Here is an 18,499-nt window from a genome sequence, read left to right as displayed (position 1 = left end):
ATCTCGCAACTACACTGCTGCCCCTTGTTTCAATGCAACAGCCCCGCGAATTCTTTCCAAGACAAACGATTTATCTAAATAGGAGAGTAAATTCCCCGCTTTTGGACCTTTAGATTTACCCATGAAGGTCAAATAAACCGCCGGAAACGCATTACCTGGTTTCATCTCCAAACCTTTACTCGTCGAGAAAATAATCGTTTGTAAGGTTTCGCCATCCCAACTGTCTGCCGCTTCTAAATTCTTGGCTAACTCACCCAAATAAGTTACCTGTTCCTCAGTCAACTCTTGGACTTGTTCGGGGATTTCGTCAAAATAAAGCACCAGTTTTTCTTCTTCGTCAGCATAATCATCTAGCCACTTTTGTGCTGACTCAATTCGCTGATGGAGAACCTCCCAATCCGCATCGGTTAACGGTTGTTCGCAGCGTTTTTGAATTTCTTCCTTAATATCCAAATGAGGCACTTGCAGCAGGGAAATTAAGGTACTGAAATCAAAGGGTTGATAGGTTTTGACTTCATCGGTGAGTTGAGAATAAAACAGGGGTTGTAGTTCTTTATCCTGTTTTGGGTCCTCGCCGCTTTCCGGGGTAACCCCTTGATATTTCTCGATTAAAGTGTCGTAATCCCGGAACAATCGGGTGGTGGTTTCATAATTGGGGGCGAAATTAATCACCGATTTGGGTTGGGTTCGCAGCATCAAAAAGCGCAGCAGTTCCGGTGGCAACAATTCGGCGATTTCTTTCGCTGCCGAACCGACTCCTTTGGAGGAACTCATTTTGGTTCCATTCACTAAAATAAACTCGTAGGGGGAATGGAATGGGGGTTGTTTTTGGAGGACTTTGCGACAAATCGCGTTGGCGACATCGCGAGAACCCCCTTTTTGGGAATGGTCTTTTCCAGCGAGTTCGATGGTAACTCCCACCAGTTGCCATTTGGCAACCCATTCGACTTTCCAGGGGAGTTTACCGTTGCCGTCAAAGGGGGAAATCCAGCCGGAATGTCCGCATCCATTGACATAGTTGGTGGCGTTGGGTTCGCAGGTGTAAAAGACTTCTTTGCCGTTGTAGTCGGTGACAACAGTGGTGGCAATTTTTCCGCAGTTTTCGCAGATGACTTGGAAGGGATACCAGTTACTCGGGCGATCGGCTTTACTGACTTCTTTATAGGCTTCCCGAACTAGATGGGAATTTTGTAAGAAGGTATCGATATAGGGGTTGAGTTGTCCGGTTCGATAAAAGTCTCGCAGGTAATAAATCTCCGGTTTAACCCCTAAGTAATCAAAGACTTCTAGGAATTCTCCCATGAAGTATTTGGCGTAATCTGTCGCCTTGTCATCAGGAGAGGGGACGTTACACAAGGGGTAACCCAAATAGGGGGTAAATTTTTCGCGATCGAGATAGCCGGGAACCGTATCAAGGGCGTCATAATCATCAACGCCATACATAAATTTAACGGGCTTACCGGCGTGTTTCAAGGCGCGATAAATGACATCATGGATGATCACACCCCGCAAGGACCCCACATGAACTCGACCCGAAGGGGTTTTTGAATCATTAACGATTTGTTCGCCTTGTGCACTTTCCGCAATTTTGTCAGCCCAAAACATAGCTCAAATTACAATATGAAAACCTTTCCAGTCTAGCATGAATGCACTCTAGGAAAAGAAAATTTTTGGGCGGTTTGGTTGTCAGGGTGAAACAGCCGGCGGTAAATCGGGATTTTTACTCCAAGGAAAGGGGTGAGGTGACCCCTAGACTAAAAACGCCTACTGACGTACTCCTGAGTCGCCTGCTGTTGGGGATGATGGAAAATTACTTCAGTTTTATCATATTCCGATAAATAGCCGATTTTTTCCCCAGTTTCGGTCGTTTTAATATTAAAAAAAGCAGTCAAATCGGAGATTCGGGAGGCTTGCTGCATATTATGGGTGACGATAACAATCGTATAGTTATGCTTCAGTTCATACAGCAGTTCGTCAATGCGGGCGGTGGAAATGGGGTCGAGGGCGGAACAGGGTTCATCCATCAAAATTATATCCGGTTTCAGGGCTAAGGTACGGGCGATGCACAAGCGTTGTTGTTGCCCTCCAGATAAGGTTAAGGCACTACGATAGAGGTTGTTTTTGACTTCATCCCATAAGAAAACTTGACGGAGAGAATACTCTACACATTCATCAATATCCCCCTGATACCCATTAACTCGTAAGCCGAGGGCGATGTTGTCATAAATTGATTTGGGGAAGGGATTCGGTTTTTGAAAGACCATCCCGACTTGCCTGCGAATTTCTACGGGGTTTACCTGAGAAATTTCGCGATCGCCTATGTAAATCTGGCCGACTCTTTTAAACTGATTGGAGAGTTCGTTTAGGCGATTAAAGCATCGAATTAAGGTTGTTTTTCCACAGCCCGATGGTCCGATAATGGCCGTTATTTTATGAACATAAATTTTTAGATTAATGTTGCCTAAGATTTGCGTTTTGTTAAAAAAAACTGACAAATCTGAAGTTTTCAGAATGGCCGATTGATTGGGATTAGAATAGTCTAAAGTCAAATTCATGGTGTTTTAACTAGAATTAGGATAGAGAAAGGATGGGATTAACTTTTGCATTTTTCTCGAATAAAAATACCGAAAATATTAAGGATTAATAAAATACCGACTAATACTAAAATAGCGGCAGCAGCATTGTCATGAAAGGCGGCTTGGGGCCGTAAAATCCAGTTAAAAATTTGAAAGGGTAAGGCGGTAAATCGGCTATACACTCCCTCCCAGGACAACGGGGGTGCAAAGGAGACAAAGGATAATGCCCCTACGGCAATTAACGGGGCGGTTTCTCCGATCGCCCGGGCTAAGGCTAAAAGTGCGCCGGTTAAGGTGGCGGGAAATGCTGCCGGTAACACGATATGCCACAACACCTGAGCACGAGTCATCCCTATAGCATAACCTGCTTGGTGTAAACCGTCAGGAATACCCCGTAAAGCAGACCGAGTGGTGACAATAAACATGGGTAAAATAATCACGGTTAGGGTGAGGGCGGCAGAGAGTAAACTTGGCCCTCCTGTCATTGGGGCGAGGAGGCGCACAAATAATTCTAGCCCTAATAATCCATAAAGAATTGAGGGGACAGCAGCTAGGTTAGCAATATTAATTTCTAAGAACCGATTCAGGGCGGTATTGGCGCAATATTCTTCAAGGTAAATGGCGGTTCCAATGCCAATGGGCAAGGCAAATAATCCGGTTAATCCTAATAGCCACAAGCTACCCATGAGGGCGGGATAAATTCCGGCTTCTTGGGGGTTGCGGGAGGGGAAGCTGGTGATAAATTGCCAGGTTAGATGAGGCAAACCCCGCCGAGAAGCATCGAAGAGTAAGAGGGCAAGGATACTGAGGGCAATGGGGATGGCGATCGCACTGACTAAACTAAAACAGCGGTCCAACCCCTGGCGGCGAACCAAAGGCGTTTTAAACTCGGCAATTGACCGGGTTTGTACTCTCCCAAATCTAGGGTTAGTCAGGGGAAATTCTTCATCGTAGATGGGGTCAAAATGAGACAGTTCATTAGAGGAAATGGTCGGGACGATCGCCTCAGTCATCGCCGTTTGATGCCGACGAACCAGCCAATACCCAAAGCTATTCAATCCTAGGGTAATCAAAAATAACACCATCCCCACGGTGAAAATGGTTTGAAAGGCTAAGGAATTAAAGGCGACGGTTCCCAAACTCACCTGAATAATAAAGGCGGTCATCGTGGCAACTGGAATCAGGGGATTGAGGGTCAATTGAGGATTTTGCCCTGCTGCGATCGCCGAAATCATGGTTTCGCCCAAAGCCCGAGAAGCGGCTAACATAAATGAGGCGATAATACCCGGAAAAGCCATCGGCAAAACAATTTTAGTTAATACTTCTTGCTTGGTTAATCCCAAGGTATAACCGGCTTCTCTCAGGGAATGGGGAACGCTTTTAATCGCATCTTCACTCAGGGAAGAAATAATTGGGACGATCGCCACTCCCGTGACTAACCCTGCACTTAAGGCATTAAATCTCGCCAGTCCAGGAATCAACTGCTGCAAAATTGGAGTCACGACTAACAGGGCAAAATAACCATAAACCACCGTCGGAATTCCTGATAAGGCTTCCAAAAGGGGTTTAACCATCAATCGCAGGCGATCGCTGGCATATTCCGCTAAATAAATCGCGATTAATAATCCGATGGGGATGGCAAACAAACTGGCAATTCCCGTCACCATCAGTGTAGCACTGGCTAGGACTAAAATGCCGAAATTTTTACTCGGAAATAACGGCGTCCACTGGGTATCGCTGAGAAAATTCCAGAGGGGAACCGTTTGAAAAAATAATACTGTTTCATAGAGAAATACCGATGCGATCGCCACAAAAATCGAAATCGGAATCCCCGCTATCATCGCGAGAATAATCTGTAAACCCCGTTCTATCCCAGTGAGTCGGTGTAGATTTCGTTGCCAAGACTCTCCATCTGGGAGTTGCGGTGGTAAGGAATGAAACTCCATAACATACCTGATACATTATCGGATTAAAATGCGATCGCCAGACAGTTGAGGACATCCCACCGGGTTGACCCCCTATCGATTGGAGTTAATTTTAGCTGAATTTTCTTTAATTTTCCAGATTCAGGGCATCATGCAGATTGATATCTACGGTTGAACCAGACTTAAAAACTGACCCAACCTTCCCCTGTTGATAGCGGTTTCTAACCACCGTCATCACCGATTCAGGAAGGGGAACATACCCCACTTCCGAGATTAAATATTGATATTCTGGATTCAGATGAAATTCCACAAAAGCTTTCACATCCGGGCGATCTGCCTCGGATTTTTTAATATAGATAAATTCTGGACGAGAAAAAGGTTGATAGCTATTATTAGCAATCGTCTCGGGACCCGGGGCAATACAACCTTGGCCGGAATCAATTTCCACTAATTTTAACTTATTTTGATTTTCCTGATAGTAAGCATAGCCAAAAAACCCGAGACCATCGGCATCGGCAGCGACTCCTTGCACGATTATATTATCATCTTCGCTGGCGGTATAATCCCCGCGACTTTGTTGTTCTTGCCCCACCAAAGCAGCGGTAAAATAGTCGTGAGTCCCTGAATCCGTGCCCGGACCAAACAACCGCAGAGGGCGATTAGGAAAGGTTGAACGGATTTGGTTCCAGTTGACAATTTTTCCTTCCGCTGCTGGTTCCCACATTCGCTTAAGTTCTTCTAACGTCAGACATTTAACAAAGTCATTTTCAGGATTGATAACCACCGAAATACCATCTAATGCAATGGGAAGTTCGATGTATTCAATGCCATGTTTTTCGCACAATTCTCGTTCCGTCATATCGATGGCCCGAGATGCATTGGAAATATCTGTTTCTCCCTGGCAAAATTTCTTAAACCCCCCGCCAGACCCGGAAATACCGATGGTAACTCTCACCCCCGGATGGGTTTTCATAAATTCTTCTGCCATCGCCTCAGATATCGGAAAAACTGTGCTAGAACCATCGATACTCAGGTTATTAATTTCACCTCGTGCTCCCCGATTTTGGGCTGATGTTCCGGTGCCTCGACAAGCGGTGAGGGCAAGGGCAATCAGGAGGGTCAGCGTTGCCCATTTCACCGGACATTTACCTGTGAATTGATGCATCATATAGGGTCCTGTTTTAAGGGTTTATCCTGGAACAAAAGGCTCAATTTATCCTGATTTAGGTTCTGATTTCAAGTTGGAGATTTTGCCGGATTGATTCACTCAGCAAAGAGCGGATTTCGGTTGAATAATTTAGCCCGGTTTTTTGAATAGTTTGATAGTTCATAAAATTGTAATATAAATTATCTTTCTTGACAGTTTTTTTGAGTTAAAATTGTGGAAACCTTCGGTAAAGAAGAGGTAAAGAGATGAAAAACATGATTTTTTAAATTGATGGAGGAAAAACAGGGGAACGATTAACCCGGAATCTGGAACGGTTTGCGATCGCCCTTTGATCGGTTCTAGCTTATCCCCCGGGATAAAAATTGCATTAAAAAAGTGCAACTGAATCGTTGCACCTGTGTTGGGTAGTTTACCCACTGAGTAAACTGGGGTAGAATTTAATCCCTTAGAACGTAACCGACCCCACGCACTGTCTGAATCAGCCGTTTTTCCCCCTGCGCTTCTAGCTTGAGACGGAGGTAACGAATGTAGACCTCAATAATATTGGAATCCCCCATAAAATCGTAACCCCAGACGTTTTCCAGAATTTGTTCACGCTTGACCACTTGTCGGGGATGGGAAATCAGATATTCGAGTAAGTCAAACTCTTTCGCCGTCAGATCAATGGTGCGATCGCCCCGGCGGACTTCCCGGGTGCGTCGGTTCAAGCTCAAGTCAGCAAAGGGTAACAAATCCGGATCCACTTCGATGGGACTTCGCAGATGGGCCTTCACTCGGGAAATCAAGTCCTCAGAAGTAAAGGGTTTCACCAGGTAATCATCTGCACCCGCATCCAATCCTGCCGCGCGATCGCTCACTTCATCCCGCGCCGTTAAGACAATCACTGGCACCATATTCCCACTGGTTCGCAAACGACGGCAGACTTCCAACCCTGAGAGTCCCGGCAGCATCCCATCCAGAAGGACCAGATCGGGAGTGGACTCTTGGATGGCTGTCAATCCGGCGACCCCATCTCGAACCACAATCGCCTGGTAGCCTTCATATTTGAGTTCTAGTTCGATAAATTGAGCGAGTTTGACTTCATCTTCAACCACAAGGATATTCGCCGTCATGGATTATCGCCTATTGGATTTTAGACTTTAAATTTTAGGGGGTTTTGAGGGTCTGTGTCTCCTCAAGGCGATCGCGGGCCAGATCGACCCCTTCCCTATTCCTCAATCCTGAGTGAACAATTGCGTATATTATAGACCCTAGTCTCATCTATTCAATTGGGTTGGTAAACAAGCCCTCATGCGAAATCCCCAGATGAGCTAAACTGCAATAACACCCACCCAGGGTAAGATAAAAATCATGTCAATGTCACCAGACCATCGTCTCTAGGCCAGTCATTTGATTAAAAAATCAAGTCTAGCCCGTGGCACCTGTCAAATCAAGTAGGGGTTAATTAAGGATGAGTCCAGTGGTTAAAGTGGTCCAACCCGTTGGCCTTTTAGATCGGACTAAGGTGGGTCAATTTGAGCGAGAAATTAGCAATTACCTGGCCGAAGGAGCTGAAATTGTACTCATTGATTTTCAAGATGTCAGTTTCATGGACAGTTCCGGTTTAGGAGCAATTGTTGCGGCGATTAAAACCGTTCAAGCTGCCGGAGGGAAGCTATTTTTGTGTTCCATCAATACGCAAGTCAAAATGCTACTAGAACTTGCTGGATTGGATAAAATCATGAAAGTTTTTCCCAACCGAGAGGAATTTGAAAAACACGTCCTTTCTAAACCGGATTGAGCCTAGTACCCCAGTCATCAGAGCAAGGCGATCGCCTCTGTCTTCCGTCGTGACATTCCTAACATCAGGAGATTCTCTCAGTTTTTTAGAACCACGCGGATTCAATCAAGAGGGGAACGGAGGTGGCTCCCTTGCGGATGGGGATTGCCGGAGCTAAACGGCTAAAAATCAAACTTCACTTGCAACAAAGAGACATCATCATGAAACATATCTTCCTGAGAAACTTGGCGGACTAACCCTAACACTTGCTCCAGATTAAATGAGTTACTTTGTCTACATTGATCGAGTAAATCGATAAAGTTATCGAGACTCCACATCGACCCATCCGGTTCGTTAATCTCATAAATGCCATCGCTAAAAATATAAAGCGAACTCTCTGCCTCAATCTGGCAAACAGCATTTTCATATTTAATATTGGGAAACATTCCAATCGGGACTGAGGTTTCCGTTCTGAGTTTTTGTACTGGACCGTCTTTGGAGAGCAAAATTGCTGGAGGATGCCCAGCACAGGAATAAACTAGCTGGTGCTGCACCTGATTATAGACCCCATACCAGATTGTAAAATACATATTCCGCTGACGTTCCATCTTAATCGCATGATTGAGGGCCGTCAGCACCTGATAGGGTTGATAAAAGTCGGTACCGGGAAGAAAACGAGCGCGCAATAAATTTAAGACCGAAACCGAGAGTAGGGCCGCCCGAGACCCATGTCCGGAGACATCGAGCAAATAAATGGCTAAATGATCATCATCGAGCCAATAATAATCAAAACAATCTCCCCCCAACTGTTGAGAGGGAATAAACCGGGAATCGATGGGGACAGGTTCGCTCAAGGGTAGGGGTAGGAGCGATCGCACATATTCTGCCGCCTCCGCCAGTTCCGCTTTCAGGGCCGCCTCCGCCCGTTTGCGTTCCGTAATATCAATCCCCACAAAAACCGCAGCTTGGTCCTCCAACCACTTCTTGGCAATCACCAAATCGCTGCGGAATGCACCATTGACCTCGGAATCAATTTCAATCGAGGCTTCGCGGGATTGGGTAGCAAAGAAATCGCGGACAAATTGTCCGAAAGCCGATTGCCGAAACCCGACTTCGCGCCCGATAAATTGAGCCAGGGGTAAGTTGTAAGTGGCGGCTAAATGGCGATTAACACCTAAATAGTGAAAATCGGCGCTAATTAGAGAAACAGTACCGGGAACGGCATCCAAGACCGCTTGGAGTTGATCCCGGGCCAGTTGGACTGTGGCTTCAGCTTGCTTGTTGGGGGTGACATCTTGGACAAACCCTTCATAGCCAATGGTGCGACCTTTAAGATCAATTAAGGGTTGGATATTTTCAGAAATCCAGATTGTGGAGCCATCGAAGCGTTTGACTTCCACCTCATGAACCAGGTGACCCTGGGTTTCTAACAGATGCAGGCACTCCTCCCACTCCTGGGGTTGGAGGTAAAGTTGGCGTGGATGTTCCACCCGAGAGAAGAATTGGGTGGGGGAGTCATAGCAATACATTTTGGCGAGGGCGGAGTTGATTTGGCAGTAATGGCCCTCTAGGGTGAGTTGAAAGAGTCCCAGGGCGGTATTTTCAAAGAGTTGTTCGTATTTGAGGCGGGCTTGTTGTTCTGGGGTGACGTTGCGCAATAGGGCGATCGCATGGTCCGGTTGATTGCGTTCCCATAAAGAGGAGAAGTTGGCTGACACCCAGACGCGATCGCCGGTTTTGGTGAGTAAAATTAGGCTGACGCCGGTGAGGGATTCCCCGAGGCGGAGTTTTTCGAGGATAGTCGAGGCGTTGTCAAATGAGCCGGAGTCGAGAATGTCCCACCAATACATGGAAGGGATTTCTTCGAGGGTATAGCCGAGGGTTTTGAGCCAAACTGGGTTGACATAAAGCAGCCGTTGGTCACTCAGACGCAGGGTTTGGATGGCGTCATGAGTGTGGTTGAGAAAATCTAGGAGGTGGGGTTGATCTGGTGCAGGGGGTTGGATGCGGGGACGTTCGATCGCAGCGATCGCCTGAGTTGCCAGGATTTGCAGGGTTTGCTTTTGGGTCGCGCTGAAGTGTTGCGGTACGCGGTCCATGATGAATAAGATGCCGATGGGGTCACCCTCGGAAGAGATGAGGGGAACACCGGCGTAAAAGCAGAGAGTGCCTTGGGGATCATCCCGGCCATTGTCCGGGAGTAATTCTCCGGGTTGGTTCAGGGAGTTGAGAACCACCAGCCGTCTTTGTTTGAGGGGATAAGTAGACCAGGCACAGGCGAGGTCAAGTTCATCCGGGGTGGCCCCAATCTGGGATTTTACAGCACAGTTACCTGGGATGCCGAGGGCGATCGCGGCGATCGGCATCTGAAAAAGCTGGGGAATCAGGGCGGTGAGTTCCTGTAAAGCAGTTTGAGTAGCGGCATCGAGGGTTTGATACCGGCTTAGGGCTTCGAGGCTTTTGGTCTCATCATCGGGTCCGGGTACAATCATGGGCGTAATGCGATCGGCAGCTAAAGTTCGCAAGAGGTTCCGAACGCCTGTCTTGAGTGAAGAGAATAGCAGATGCGACGGGGAAATGAGTTTGCTCATCAACGGAAATTTTTTCGCATGATCAGACAGTTGCGATTGTCTCCGATTCGGGTGTACAGCAGTTCATTGGTTAATTGATGCATGAAGATTAAGCCTCGGCCTCCTTCATCCAATGGATTGCCATTTGGGTTTTCGTAGCGGGACTTGAGCTTGGCTTCTAAATCGAAGGGGGGGCCGTAATCCCAGATTTTGATCTCCACATAGCTTGGAAAAACGGTGACTTCAATTTCGATCTCAGTTGTAGGCGGCAAGTCATGGTGAGCGTGACGCACGGCATTGGTGAAGCCTTCTGCTAAGGCAGTTTGATACTGCCACCAGCGATCGCGCGGAAGTAGGGAGTAGATTTCATCTTCTAACCATTGCAACACTTGTGCCAAGGCATAGAGATCGCTTTTGACTTGCAGCCGCGATCGCTTCAACGGTCGCTCCTCTTTGGCCTGTCGTTTTCCTAGCTGGGAAGCGAGTCCCTTCCACCAGCTGCCGAAATTTTGTAACACCATCTTCTATATGATGAAGAATGTTTACGTCTGGGCGGTGGCTTCCATACCCAAGGGGTGAAAGTGGGATCAAGGGTTTATCGCTTCTGGCCATCGCCAGAATGATTCGGTATGAAAGTAGAAGGCCCAGACGTCAAAAGATTCCTTCTTTCTTTATCCTACAACTCCCTTTAACGACCTAGTAAGCACCACTATTTTTGTTAAACACGAGCCCGATTGTTTTTAAAATCAGTTTTAGGTCATAAAGCAGGCTCCATTTTTTTTGGTATTCGAGATCTAAGCGAATCACATCCTCAAAGGTGCGAATGGACGATCGCCCATGCACTTGCCATTCTCCCGTCATCCCCGGTTTAACATCCAGGCGTTGCCATTCCGGGACTTCATAGTGATCGACCTCATCCGGTAGGGGAGGCCGCGTTCCCACCAGACTCATCTCTCCTTTCAGGACGTTCCAAAACTGCGGCAACTCGTCTAAACTCGTTCGGCGCATAAACTGACCGATACGGGTCACCCGGGAGTCTCTTTCACTTTTAAAAAGCGGGCCTTCGACTTGATTTTCCACTTGGGACTTGAGCGCTTCTGCATTTTCGCACATCGAGCGGAATTTCCAAATCAGAAATCTTTTTCCCATCCAACCACACCGGATTTGACTAAAGAAAATCGGTCCAGGACTATCCATCTTGATGGCGATCGCCAGGGGAATAAACGCGACTCCCGTAATTCCTAACCCCACCAATGCACCGATAATATCAATCAATCGCTTCACCGAGGACCGTACCGAGGGATGGGTTGTCGGCAGTTCGGCATTCTTGTCCCCTTTCCAGTTGGCTTTTGAGGCGAGTTCCTGATTGCTCCCCGTCATCGATCCAGAATCGCCCTCAAAGGTCAACTCTTGGTCTAACGCAGTTAGGGACAGGACCGACATCACTTGGGATTGTACGTTCCGCAAACTTAAATCAATGGAGGCTGTCTGAGTCGTCTTCAGCACTCGGACTAAAGCACCGACTCCACTACTGTCTATAAACGTGGTCTTACTAAAATCCAGAATAATATGTTCCGGCGGGGGGGTCCCTTCACAGAGTTCATGACAGGTTTGTTTAAAAAATACCGCCTCGATTACGCTTAAACGCGGAGGTAGATGCACCACTGCTTGATCGTTACTCAATGAAACTTGAAAATCTGCTTCAGGAGTTTGGCTAACCATAGAAAATATAACCCTTCGTTGCAATCAGCTCAATTTTTTATTTTTTGACAAGATGTTTTGGTTTTGGGAATCCCTAGGTGTTCGGTGTTAGGACGTCGGTGTGTGAATTGGGATGTTCAGTTCCCAGGAATATTGATTTTGTTTTGTCCCTAGAGATTTAATGGGATTCTCTACGATCATCTCAATCACAGCTTAATGTTTATTTTTAAAGTAGCAACATCTGGGGGATGTTGGGTAGGCGATCGCCCCTAAATCAGTCTTTAGATATACCTCCACTGGTTTTTCACCTAGGAGAATTTTCTACATTTGAAAAATCTATTAATTTTACCATTTTTTTGATAAAATCAAGGATATTTTTTAGGCATTGATTCCGAAAGGCCTACTTGACTGTTCCTATTCATCAATTAAACCAACCGATTTGAGTCCTTGACTTGGGGCCGATACCGCCCCTTGATGCACCTGAAATTCAAGGGAATGACTCTGAGTTCTTTCTGTCCAAATCGGGTCCTTGAACTCTGTCTCTGTTGTTAAATAGCATAAATCCGCTGAAATATCAAGCCTATAGCAATCCTAAATGATTTATGACATATATAGCTCCCCTCTCCCCCTTTGGGAGAGGGGGTTGGGGGTGAGGGCATTCCACAACTGATTTAGGACTGCTATAGGACGCCAGTACCAGAGTCAATCCAAAGGACAAAAAACCGGGTTTTACCGCTCAGATTGCCTGCTAATTGCTACAGCTTTTCTCAAGTAACCCGGTTTGTCTTCCCAAAACTATACCCGAGGCCCTAGGGCCTCGGGTATAGTCAGGGCAATCCCTAAAAACTCCCAATAAAGGGGAATCAAACCGCGAATTTTATCTAGGAATTTAATTTTGAGCGAGGGCTGAATCCAGTACCGTTGTATAGGCAGATTTATCGGGATTATTCCGATGCTGTTCCAAAATAGTCCCAGTAGCCGGATCAATAATCGTCAGCGTCCCAGTTTGGGCTTTAGTTTCCGCTAAAAATTGGCTGAGTCCTAACTGTTCAGCTTTCGCTTCCGCCTCAGCAACCGTTGCATTATTCGTCATATCTAAAACAACAAAATGCACCTTACCTTGATAGTCTTCCTCTAATTCAGCCAAAGTAGGCGCAATATTTTTACAGGCAGAACACCATTCAGCAAACACATCAACCAGCACAGGTTTTCCTTGTAATTCCGCAGCGAGGGGTCCTCCCACAGAACGGGATTTAGAAGCACAAGGATTAGCTTTTCCTGCACAAGGATCGGCTTTTGCGGCACAGGGATTGGCTTTTCCTGCACAGGGATCCGTTGTAACTTCTGTCGCCGTATTGCCTGTCGGGGGTGTTTTCGCTGCACAGGGGTTGGAACAACCCGCCGCCATTCCTAGGCTCAAAATTGACGCTAATGCCAAGGTAGACAAATATTGAAGTTTCATTTCAGGTTGCCTCAATTAATTAAAATCCTTCAAACCCAACTCAAGCCTTAATGTCGCCTTTTTTAAGTAAGACTTCCGCCAAAAACCCGGGATAGTGAGAAAACTTCTAGTTTTCTGACCGAAATCTGGATAGGATTGACCCGGTTTCTGGGTTACCGTGCTTAAGTCCGGTTAAGATTAGCCCCATTTAATTCCCACCAGATGAGTACGAGATGAGGAACACCTGAAGCCCAGTTAAAACCTGGAAATATGGCTGAAATGAGGGGAATCAGGCCCCCGATGGGAACTCAGTTTCCGATAGTCTTCAGCAAAAATTAATCTAATCATTAGGAACGACTCATCTAAAGGTCAGCCCGTTCTAATAGAGTAAATACAAGCCGGATGGGTTGGACAGGAACCCCTTGGCAGCCCCGATCCAGGATTCAACATCAGGGGAATTTGAGATGCAAAAACAAAGCTGGTTAGTCACGAATGAGCGACAGGGTAAGGGTTATGAAATGTCCAGTCCGTCCGAAGCGTTAAACCGTCCCTATCGCCTGTATCGATTTTTGACCGAACTCGAAGATATCTTAGAAAAAATCCCGGACGATCGCCTCCGACTCGCCGCAATTTCGCCCCTTGTTCGTAAATTGCTCAATCATGCCAGTTGGCTGGAAATCCTGCCGATTGAACCGGACCCCCAAACCGGGTGGGAGGTTTTAATGTTATATGATGAACCCTTATTTCCCCTAACTGTGCAGCTAGTCGCTTGGTCACCGGGGATGAAATCACCCATTCATAATCATGCTTGTTGGGGAGTGGTGGCGTTGCTTAGTGGCACCGAGAAAAACACCTTTTGGGAGCGATCGCCCACAGTCGAGAGTCCCGATCGCATCGAATCCGTCGGCGATCGCCTACTCGTTCCCGGAGATATCCTCTGCCTAATGCCCGATGCCATTCATCACATTGAAGCCATCGGAAATTCCCCCACTATCAGTTTTAATTTGTATGGTGAAACCGACTACAGTCAGCGCTTTGAATTTGACCCGATTCAAGACACCGCTAAAAACTTTTAAGCCTTCAATCTCCTCCCTAACCCCCCAGTCTCTCATGAATCCCTCCCGCCTCATTCGAGCGGCTATCAACAGGCTAACCGGGCAGCAAATTTCCACCGATTCCCTTCAGTTTCGCCTAACCCTAGAATTAGTCGGCATCTCGATTCTAGGGTTAGGAAGTGTGGCATTTTGGGCCAGTTGGCACATGGAACAAAACCTGATTGCCGCCAATAAGCAAACCTTGAATTATATTGCCATGCACTTTCCAGACCAAGTGGCATTTTATAGTGAAGATACTTCACTCAAAACTGGTTTAGAACAAACGATCGCCAAAGTTTCCACCCCGAAATTATTCGTCTGGGTAAACAGTCTTGAGGGTCATCCGATCGCCCAGTCTCCTCAGATGCGAATTCCCCCCACCCAACTCTCCTATCTGGCTTCAGTCGTAGAAATGCCTGCCAAACCTCAAGTGATTAATTTTGGCGATCGCTACTGGGTGTTATGCGGTAGCCCTCTGACCATTGGAGGGATGCCCGTCGGTCGGGTCTATTTCTCTCAAGATATCACCCAAGAGCATCGAAAATTAATCGAGGGGAGAAGCCAATTAATTCTGGTGAGTATTTTCACGATTTTGATGTTAACCCTCTCAATGCAACGACGAATTCGTAATGCCCTACAGCCTTTAGAGCAGATGAGTCGAGTAGCGAGTGCAGTTTCTGCCGATGATTTAAGCGGGGCAAAACTCCAACTGCAACAGGCCCCCGATGAAATTTTAGGATTAGCTCAATCCTTCAATGAAATGTTATTTCGCTTAAATAGTTCATGGGAACAACAACGGCAATTTGTGGGGAATGTTTCCCACGAATTACGGACTCCCTTAACTGTGGTGATAGGGTATCTCCAAAGTTTGTTGCGCCGCAGTACCAATTTAAGTCCTTATCAACAACAGGCATTAGAAACAGCGAGTGCAGAAACCGAACGCACCATTCGGATGTTGCAAGATTTACTCGATTTAGCGCGGGCAGATAGTGGGAATTTGCACTTTCGACTCAATCCGGTGATTCTGAATACCTTGGTGGCAGAGGTGGCTTTAATGAGTGAAAAAGTCAGCAATCGTAAAATTACCCTATTGACCACAGAGGATGAGGTGGTTGCCTGTGCCGATTGCGATCGCCTGCAACAGGTTTTGATTAATTTGGTAGATAATGCGATTAAATATTCCGGTGCTGAACAGCCGGTGGATTTACGGTTAGAAAAGAATGAAGACTATACGATGATTCATGTATGCGATCGCGGGATTGGTATTCCCCTACAACACCAACACCGGATTTTTGAACGATTTTATCGGGTGGATGAATCCATGACGCGATCGCGAGATGGGACGGGGTTGGGGTTGGCGATCGCCAAAAGTCTGATTGAAGGCATGGAGGGACGGATTACCCTGCGATCGAAACCCGGAGAAGGTAGTATTTTTACCATTGCCTTACCCATCTGGAAACCGCAGTTATGACCGATCGCATTCTCCTGGTTGAAGATGACCCGAAACTCGCTCAGTTCATTGCTGACGAACTCACCCTGGAGGGATATCAAGTAACGGTTGCCGGGAATGGATTAGATGGACTCCGAATCGCCCGAGAGTCTCAACCCGATTTGTTAATTTTAGATTGGATGCTGCCGGGACTCTCGGGATTAGACCTCTGTTTACGCCTTCGCAACACCGGCATTCAAGTCCCGATTGTGATGTTGACAGCTAAAGATGAAATCAGCGATCGGGTTTTGGGGTTAAATTCTGGGGCCGATGATTATGTCACAAAACCCTTTAGTATCGAAGAATTACTGGCCCGAATTAAAGCCCGTCTGCGCCGAATTCATCCCCAGGAACCGGATATTTTAGCATTTGAAGACCTCAGTTTAAATCGCCCCACTCGTGAAGTGTATCGCGGCAGTCATTTAATTGAATTAACAGCAAAAGAATTTGATTTGTTAGAGTTTCTACTGCGGCATCCCCGGCAAGTCCTCACCCGAGACCAGATTTTAGAACAGGTTTGGGGATATGACTTTATGGGGGAGTCCAATATTATTGAAGTTTATATTCGCGCTTTACGGATCAAGCTAGAGGTCCACAATCCTAAGCGTCTAGTCCAGACTGTACGCGGTGTAGGGTATGTCTTGCGGGAGTATGTGTAAACTCTGGATCGAGTCGGGGGTACAGTCGGCTTAGAAAGAGGGTTATAAGAGCCATCAAAATAGCCAGAATTGCGATCGCAAATGTAGCGCATCATGCATGAGATTCAGGGGCGATCGCCATGATTTTGCTGCGTCTGGAATTTCCGTTCTCCGGATTGACCTGGTCCTTGACTTCCTAAATTTTCCAGAATTCTTCCCAGAAACATAGGGCGTTCTATGCCCCACTGATTCGATAGGAATACTCCAAATGACAGAACGAATTCCTAATATGCTGGAAAACCTCTAAAAATGTCATCCTTAAGTTTTATAGGGATTTGAATCTATTTATGTCCTCAGAGAGAATTTTAAATTTATACTCGACAGTTTCCTATAATTAACGACAAAATTAAGACAGGAAAACCTGAGAGCGCATTGTCTGACAAGCATTATTAAATTCAAATGCCCTCAAAGAAAGATAACCATATTTTTTGTGATTTGTAATTTTTTAATATTTACAAGGGTTGAGGGCAGATTTTCCCATGGCTTAATGCGCTCAAAAATCTGCTGTTGCGAATAAAAGTTAAATAAAAATATGACTCCCAATATTATTTTTGGTCCAGAATTCGGTGAAGTCATTATCGGGTCGGAGGAAGCCGATTATATCCTTGCCAATGAAGGAAATGATACCGTGCGCGGCGGTCCAGGCGATGACCTGATTGATGGCGGTCCCGGTGAAGATTGGCTATATGGAGACCAAGGCAATGACACCCTTTTAGGGAATGAAGACAACGACACCATCTTTGGCGGTCTCGGCAGTCCGGTGCCAGTGGGACCCTTACTCGACCGAGACTTAATATTTGGGAATACCGGAAATGACTATCTCCACGGCAATGAAGGAAACGATACGATTTACGGGGAAAAAATGACGACCTGATCCACGGCGGTAAAGATGATGACTGGTTACATGGTGACCTGGGCAACGATACCGTGTTTGGGGACCTAGGCAACGATACGATCTATGGCGGCCCTGCGGATCCGGTCCGGGTCCTGTTGGATGGGAATGACTTGCTTTTTGAGGTCACTGGTCAGAACTATATGCATGGAAACGTCGGCGATGACACCATCTTCGGCGGCACCGGAATGGATGTGATTTATGGCGGTCAAGGTAACGATCTGGTCATTGGCAATGTCGGTTCTGACATCATCTTTGGTGACAAAGGCAATGACACCATCTACGGCGGTACCGGCAACCCAGACATCAGAGACCCCGAGAGTCACGATTTTATCGTGGGTGGAGATGGAAACGACTATCTCCACGGCAATGAAGGGAATGATACCCTCGTCGGCGTCAGTGGTTCCAATATCATGCGCGGGGGTCAAGGGGAGGACCTGATTTATGGAGCGGACTGCAATGACCTGATTTATGGGGATAAAGGGTCAGATACCCTAGTTGGGGGAGGCGGTGCCGATATTTTTGCGATCGGCGTCACCACCGGCAGTCCAATTTTGGCCGAAGCTGACCATATCCTTGATTTTGGAAATGGGTATAACCTGATTGGATTAGACCAAGGTCAAACCTTAGACAATCTCAATATTTTCCAAGGGGAAGGAGAATATGCCGCCCATGGGATCATCCAAGATCGGACCACTGGCGAATATTTGGCGATCGTTCATAACACCGACGCCACGACTCTGACCCCGAATCGGTTCACAATGGATCTGGTCCTCAACATTAGTTGCGATGGTGATGTTCCCCCGGTGGCGACCCTCGGTGATGAAGACTTGCGATCGGGAGAGGTGCCAGCAGGAGAGCCTGTGGAAGAGGAACCAATGCCCCAGGAAATTCAAGACCAAATCGAAACCGGAGCACCTGGGATTATCTTTGGACCAATACCCCAAGATCCGACCCCCACAGCGGAACCGCCCAGGATTGTCTTTGCGCCACAGCCTACCCTAGTACAACCCCCTGTGATTCCTGCTCCGGAACCAGACCCCACACCGGAACCGGAACCGGACCCCAATCAGCCGCCAGAGGTGACAAATCCCCTTGCGGACCAAAATGCCACAGCGGGAGAAGAATTTAGCTTTGCACTTCCCGAGGATACCTTTACGGATCCCGAAGGGGACCCCTTGACGTT

15 protein-coding genes and 1 pseudogene are annotated in these 18,499 nt (G+C 46.9%); 7 read left to right on the top strand and 9 right to left on the bottom strand.

Annotated features, from left to right (window positions below; translation table 11 throughout):
- Nucleotides 1-9 precede the first annotated feature (9 nt).
- The 5 genes from lysS to J0895_RS18025 form a co-directional block, all read right to left on the bottom strand.
- Nucleotides 10-1,605 carry a lysine--tRNA ligase gene (gene lysS, locus J0895_RS18045; protein WP_207089397.1) on the bottom strand — a complete coding sequence of 532 codons (1,596 nt, stop codon included), beginning with the start codon at nt 1,603-1,605 and terminating at the stop codon, nt 10-12.
- Nucleotides 1,606-1,754: 149 nt separating this feature from the next.
- Nucleotides 1,755-2,555 carry a phosphate ABC transporter ATP-binding protein gene (locus J0895_RS18040; protein WP_207089396.1) on the bottom strand — a complete coding sequence of 267 codons (801 nt, stop codon included), beginning with the start codon at nt 2,553-2,555 and terminating at the stop codon, nt 1,755-1,757.
- Between the two features lie 38 nt (nt 2,556-2,593).
- The gene (gene pstA / locus J0895_RS18035; protein ID WP_207089395.1) at nt 2,594-4,522 is read right to left on the bottom strand and encodes a phosphate ABC transporter permease PstA; all 1,929 of its coding nucleotides are present in this window, start codon (nt 4,520-4,522) and stop codon (nt 2,594-2,596) included.
- Between the two features lie 106 nt (nt 4,523-4,628).
- Entirely contained in the window at nt 4,629-5,669 is a 1,041-nt protein-coding gene (locus J0895_RS18030) for a PstS family phosphate ABC transporter substrate-binding protein (RefSeq protein ID WP_207089394.1), read from the bottom strand.
- 437 nt (nt 5,670-6,106) lie between these two features.
- The gene (locus J0895_RS18025; RefSeq protein ID WP_207089393.1) at nt 6,107-6,781 is read right to left on the bottom strand and encodes a response regulator transcription factor; all 675 of its coding nucleotides are present in this window, start codon (nt 6,779-6,781) and stop codon (nt 6,107-6,109) included.
- A 338-nt stretch (nt 6,782-7,119) separates the two neighbouring features.
- Here J0895_RS18025 and J0895_RS18020 point away from each other — a divergent pair, with 338 nt between their 5' ends.
- On the top strand, nt 7,120-7,449 hold the full coding sequence (locus J0895_RS18020; RefSeq protein WP_207089392.1) for an STAS domain-containing protein: 330 nt from the start codon (nt 7,120-7,122) through the stop codon (nt 7,447-7,449).
- A 161-nt stretch (nt 7,450-7,610) separates the two neighbouring features.
- Here the strand turns inward: J0895_RS18020 and J0895_RS18015 are convergent, their stop codons facing one another.
- The 4 genes from J0895_RS18015 to J0895_RS18000 form a co-directional block, all read right to left on the bottom strand.
- Nucleotides 7,611-10,019, bottom strand: coding sequence for a SpoIIE family protein phosphatase (locus tag J0895_RS18015; protein WP_207089391.1), 2,409 nt, complete (start codon nt 10,017-10,019; stop codon nt 7,611-7,613).
- A complete protein-coding gene (locus J0895_RS18010; protein ID WP_207089390.1) occupies nt 10,019-10,519 on the bottom strand; it encodes an ATP-binding protein in 501 nt (166 codons plus the stop codon). Before J0895_RS18010 ends, J0895_RS18015 begins: the two co-directional genes overlap by 1 nt.
- A 175-nt stretch (nt 10,520-10,694) precedes the next feature.
- Nucleotides 10,695-11,720: a sugar transferase gene (locus J0895_RS18005; protein ID WP_207089389.1), complete on the bottom strand. Its 1,026-nt coding sequence runs from the start codon at nt 11,718-11,720 to the stop codon at nt 10,695-10,697.
- An 868-nt stretch (nt 11,721-12,588) separates the two neighbouring features.
- Entirely contained in the window at nt 12,589-13,161 is a 573-nt protein-coding gene (locus tag J0895_RS18000; RefSeq protein ID WP_207089388.1) for a TlpA family protein disulfide reductase, read from the bottom strand.
- Between the two features lie 443 nt (nt 13,162-13,604).
- Here J0895_RS18000 and J0895_RS17995 point away from each other — a divergent pair, with 443 nt between their 5' ends.
- The 6 genes and pseudogenes from J0895_RS17995 to J0895_RS17975 all read left to right on the top strand — a co-directional run.
- A complete protein-coding gene (locus J0895_RS17995) occupies nt 13,605-14,216 on the top strand; it encodes a cysteine dioxygenase family protein (RefSeq protein WP_207089387.1) in 612 nt (203 codons plus the stop codon).
- A gap of 34 nt (nt 14,217-14,250) precedes the next feature.
- The gene (locus tag J0895_RS17990; protein WP_207089386.1) at nt 14,251-15,705 is read left to right on the top strand and encodes a sensor histidine kinase; all 1,455 of its coding nucleotides are present in this window, start codon (nt 14,251-14,253) and stop codon (nt 15,703-15,705) included.
- Nucleotides 15,702-16,382, top strand: coding sequence for a response regulator transcription factor (locus tag J0895_RS17985; protein ID WP_207089385.1), 681 nt, complete (start codon nt 15,702-15,704; stop codon nt 16,380-16,382). The genes J0895_RS17990 and J0895_RS17985 overlap by 4 nt, the downstream gene beginning before the upstream one ends.
- 571 nt (nt 16,383-16,953) lie before the next feature.
- Nucleotides 16,954-17,295, top strand: a complete 342-nt coding sequence (locus J0895_RS17980; RefSeq protein ID WP_207089384.1) for a calcium-binding protein — start codon at nt 16,954-16,956, stop codon at nt 17,293-17,295.
- Nucleotides 17,292-17,336 (top strand): annotated as a pseudogene (locus J0895_RS27030) (hypothetical protein); the annotation flags it as partial. The gene J0895_RS17980 and the pseudogene J0895_RS27030, both read left to right, overlap by 4 nt.
- Before the next feature lie 12 nt (nt 17,337-17,348).
- A partial coding sequence (locus J0895_RS17975) for a calcium-binding protein (protein WP_479724809.1) occupies nt 17,349-18,499 on the top strand: 1,151 nt, incomplete at its 3' end.

The sequence above is a fragment of the Phormidium pseudopriestleyi FRX01 genome (assembly GCF_017313335.1).
In the GTDB taxonomy this organism is placed as follows: Bacteria; Cyanobacteriota; Cyanobacteriia; order Cyanobacteriales; family Laspinemataceae; genus Laspinema; species Laspinema pseudopriestleyi.
Note: the sequence above shows the minus strand (reverse complement) of the source record. Positions and strands in the feature narration are given on the sequence as shown.

Excerpts from the sequence above, each read along its gene's own strand:
- lysS (WP_207089397.1), bottom strand. The coding sequence starts at position 1,605 with ATGTTTTGGGCTGACAAAATTGCGGAAAGTGCACAAGGCGAACAAATC.
- J0895_RS18040 (WP_207089396.1), bottom strand. The coding sequence starts at position 2,555 with ATGAATTTGACTTTAGACTATTCTAATCCCAATCAATCGGCCATTCTG.
- pstA (WP_207089395.1), bottom strand. The coding sequence starts at position 4,522 with ATGGAGTTTCATTCCTTACCACCGCAACTCCCAGATGGAGAGTCTTGG.
- J0895_RS18030 (WP_207089394.1), bottom strand. The coding sequence starts at position 5,669 with ATGATGCATCAATTCACAGGTAAATGTCCGGTGAAATGGGCAACGCTG.
- J0895_RS18025 (WP_207089393.1), bottom strand. The coding sequence starts at position 6,781 with ATGACGGCGAATATCCTTGTGGTTGAAGATGAAGTCAAACTCGCTCAA.
- J0895_RS18020 (WP_207089392.1), top strand. The coding sequence starts at position 7,120 with ATGAGTCCAGTGGTTAAAGTGGTCCAACCCGTTGGCCTTTTAGATCGG.
- J0895_RS18015 (WP_207089391.1), bottom strand. The coding sequence starts at position 10,019 with ATGAGCAAACTCATTTCCCCGTCGCATCTGCTATTCTCTTCACTCAAG.
- J0895_RS18010 (WP_207089390.1), bottom strand. The coding sequence starts at position 10,519 with ATGGTGTTACAAAATTTCGGCAGCTGGTGGAAGGGACTCGCTTCCCAG.
- J0895_RS18005 (WP_207089389.1), bottom strand. The coding sequence starts at position 11,720 with ATGGTTAGCCAAACTCCTGAAGCAGATTTTCAAGTTTCATTGAGTAAC.
- J0895_RS18000 (WP_207089388.1), bottom strand. The coding sequence starts at position 13,161 with ATGAAACTTCAATATTTGTCTACCTTGGCATTAGCGTCAATTTTGAGC.
- J0895_RS17995 (WP_207089387.1), top strand. The coding sequence starts at position 13,605 with ATGCAAAAACAAAGCTGGTTAGTCACGAATGAGCGACAGGGTAAGGGT.
- J0895_RS17990 (WP_207089386.1), top strand. The coding sequence starts at position 14,251 with ATGAATCCCTCCCGCCTCATTCGAGCGGCTATCAACAGGCTAACCGGG.
- J0895_RS17985 (WP_207089385.1), top strand. The coding sequence starts at position 15,702 with ATGACCGATCGCATTCTCCTGGTTGAAGATGACCCGAAACTCGCTCAG.
- J0895_RS17980 (WP_207089384.1), top strand. The coding sequence starts at position 16,954 with ATGACTCCCAATATTATTTTTGGTCCAGAATTCGGTGAAGTCATTATC.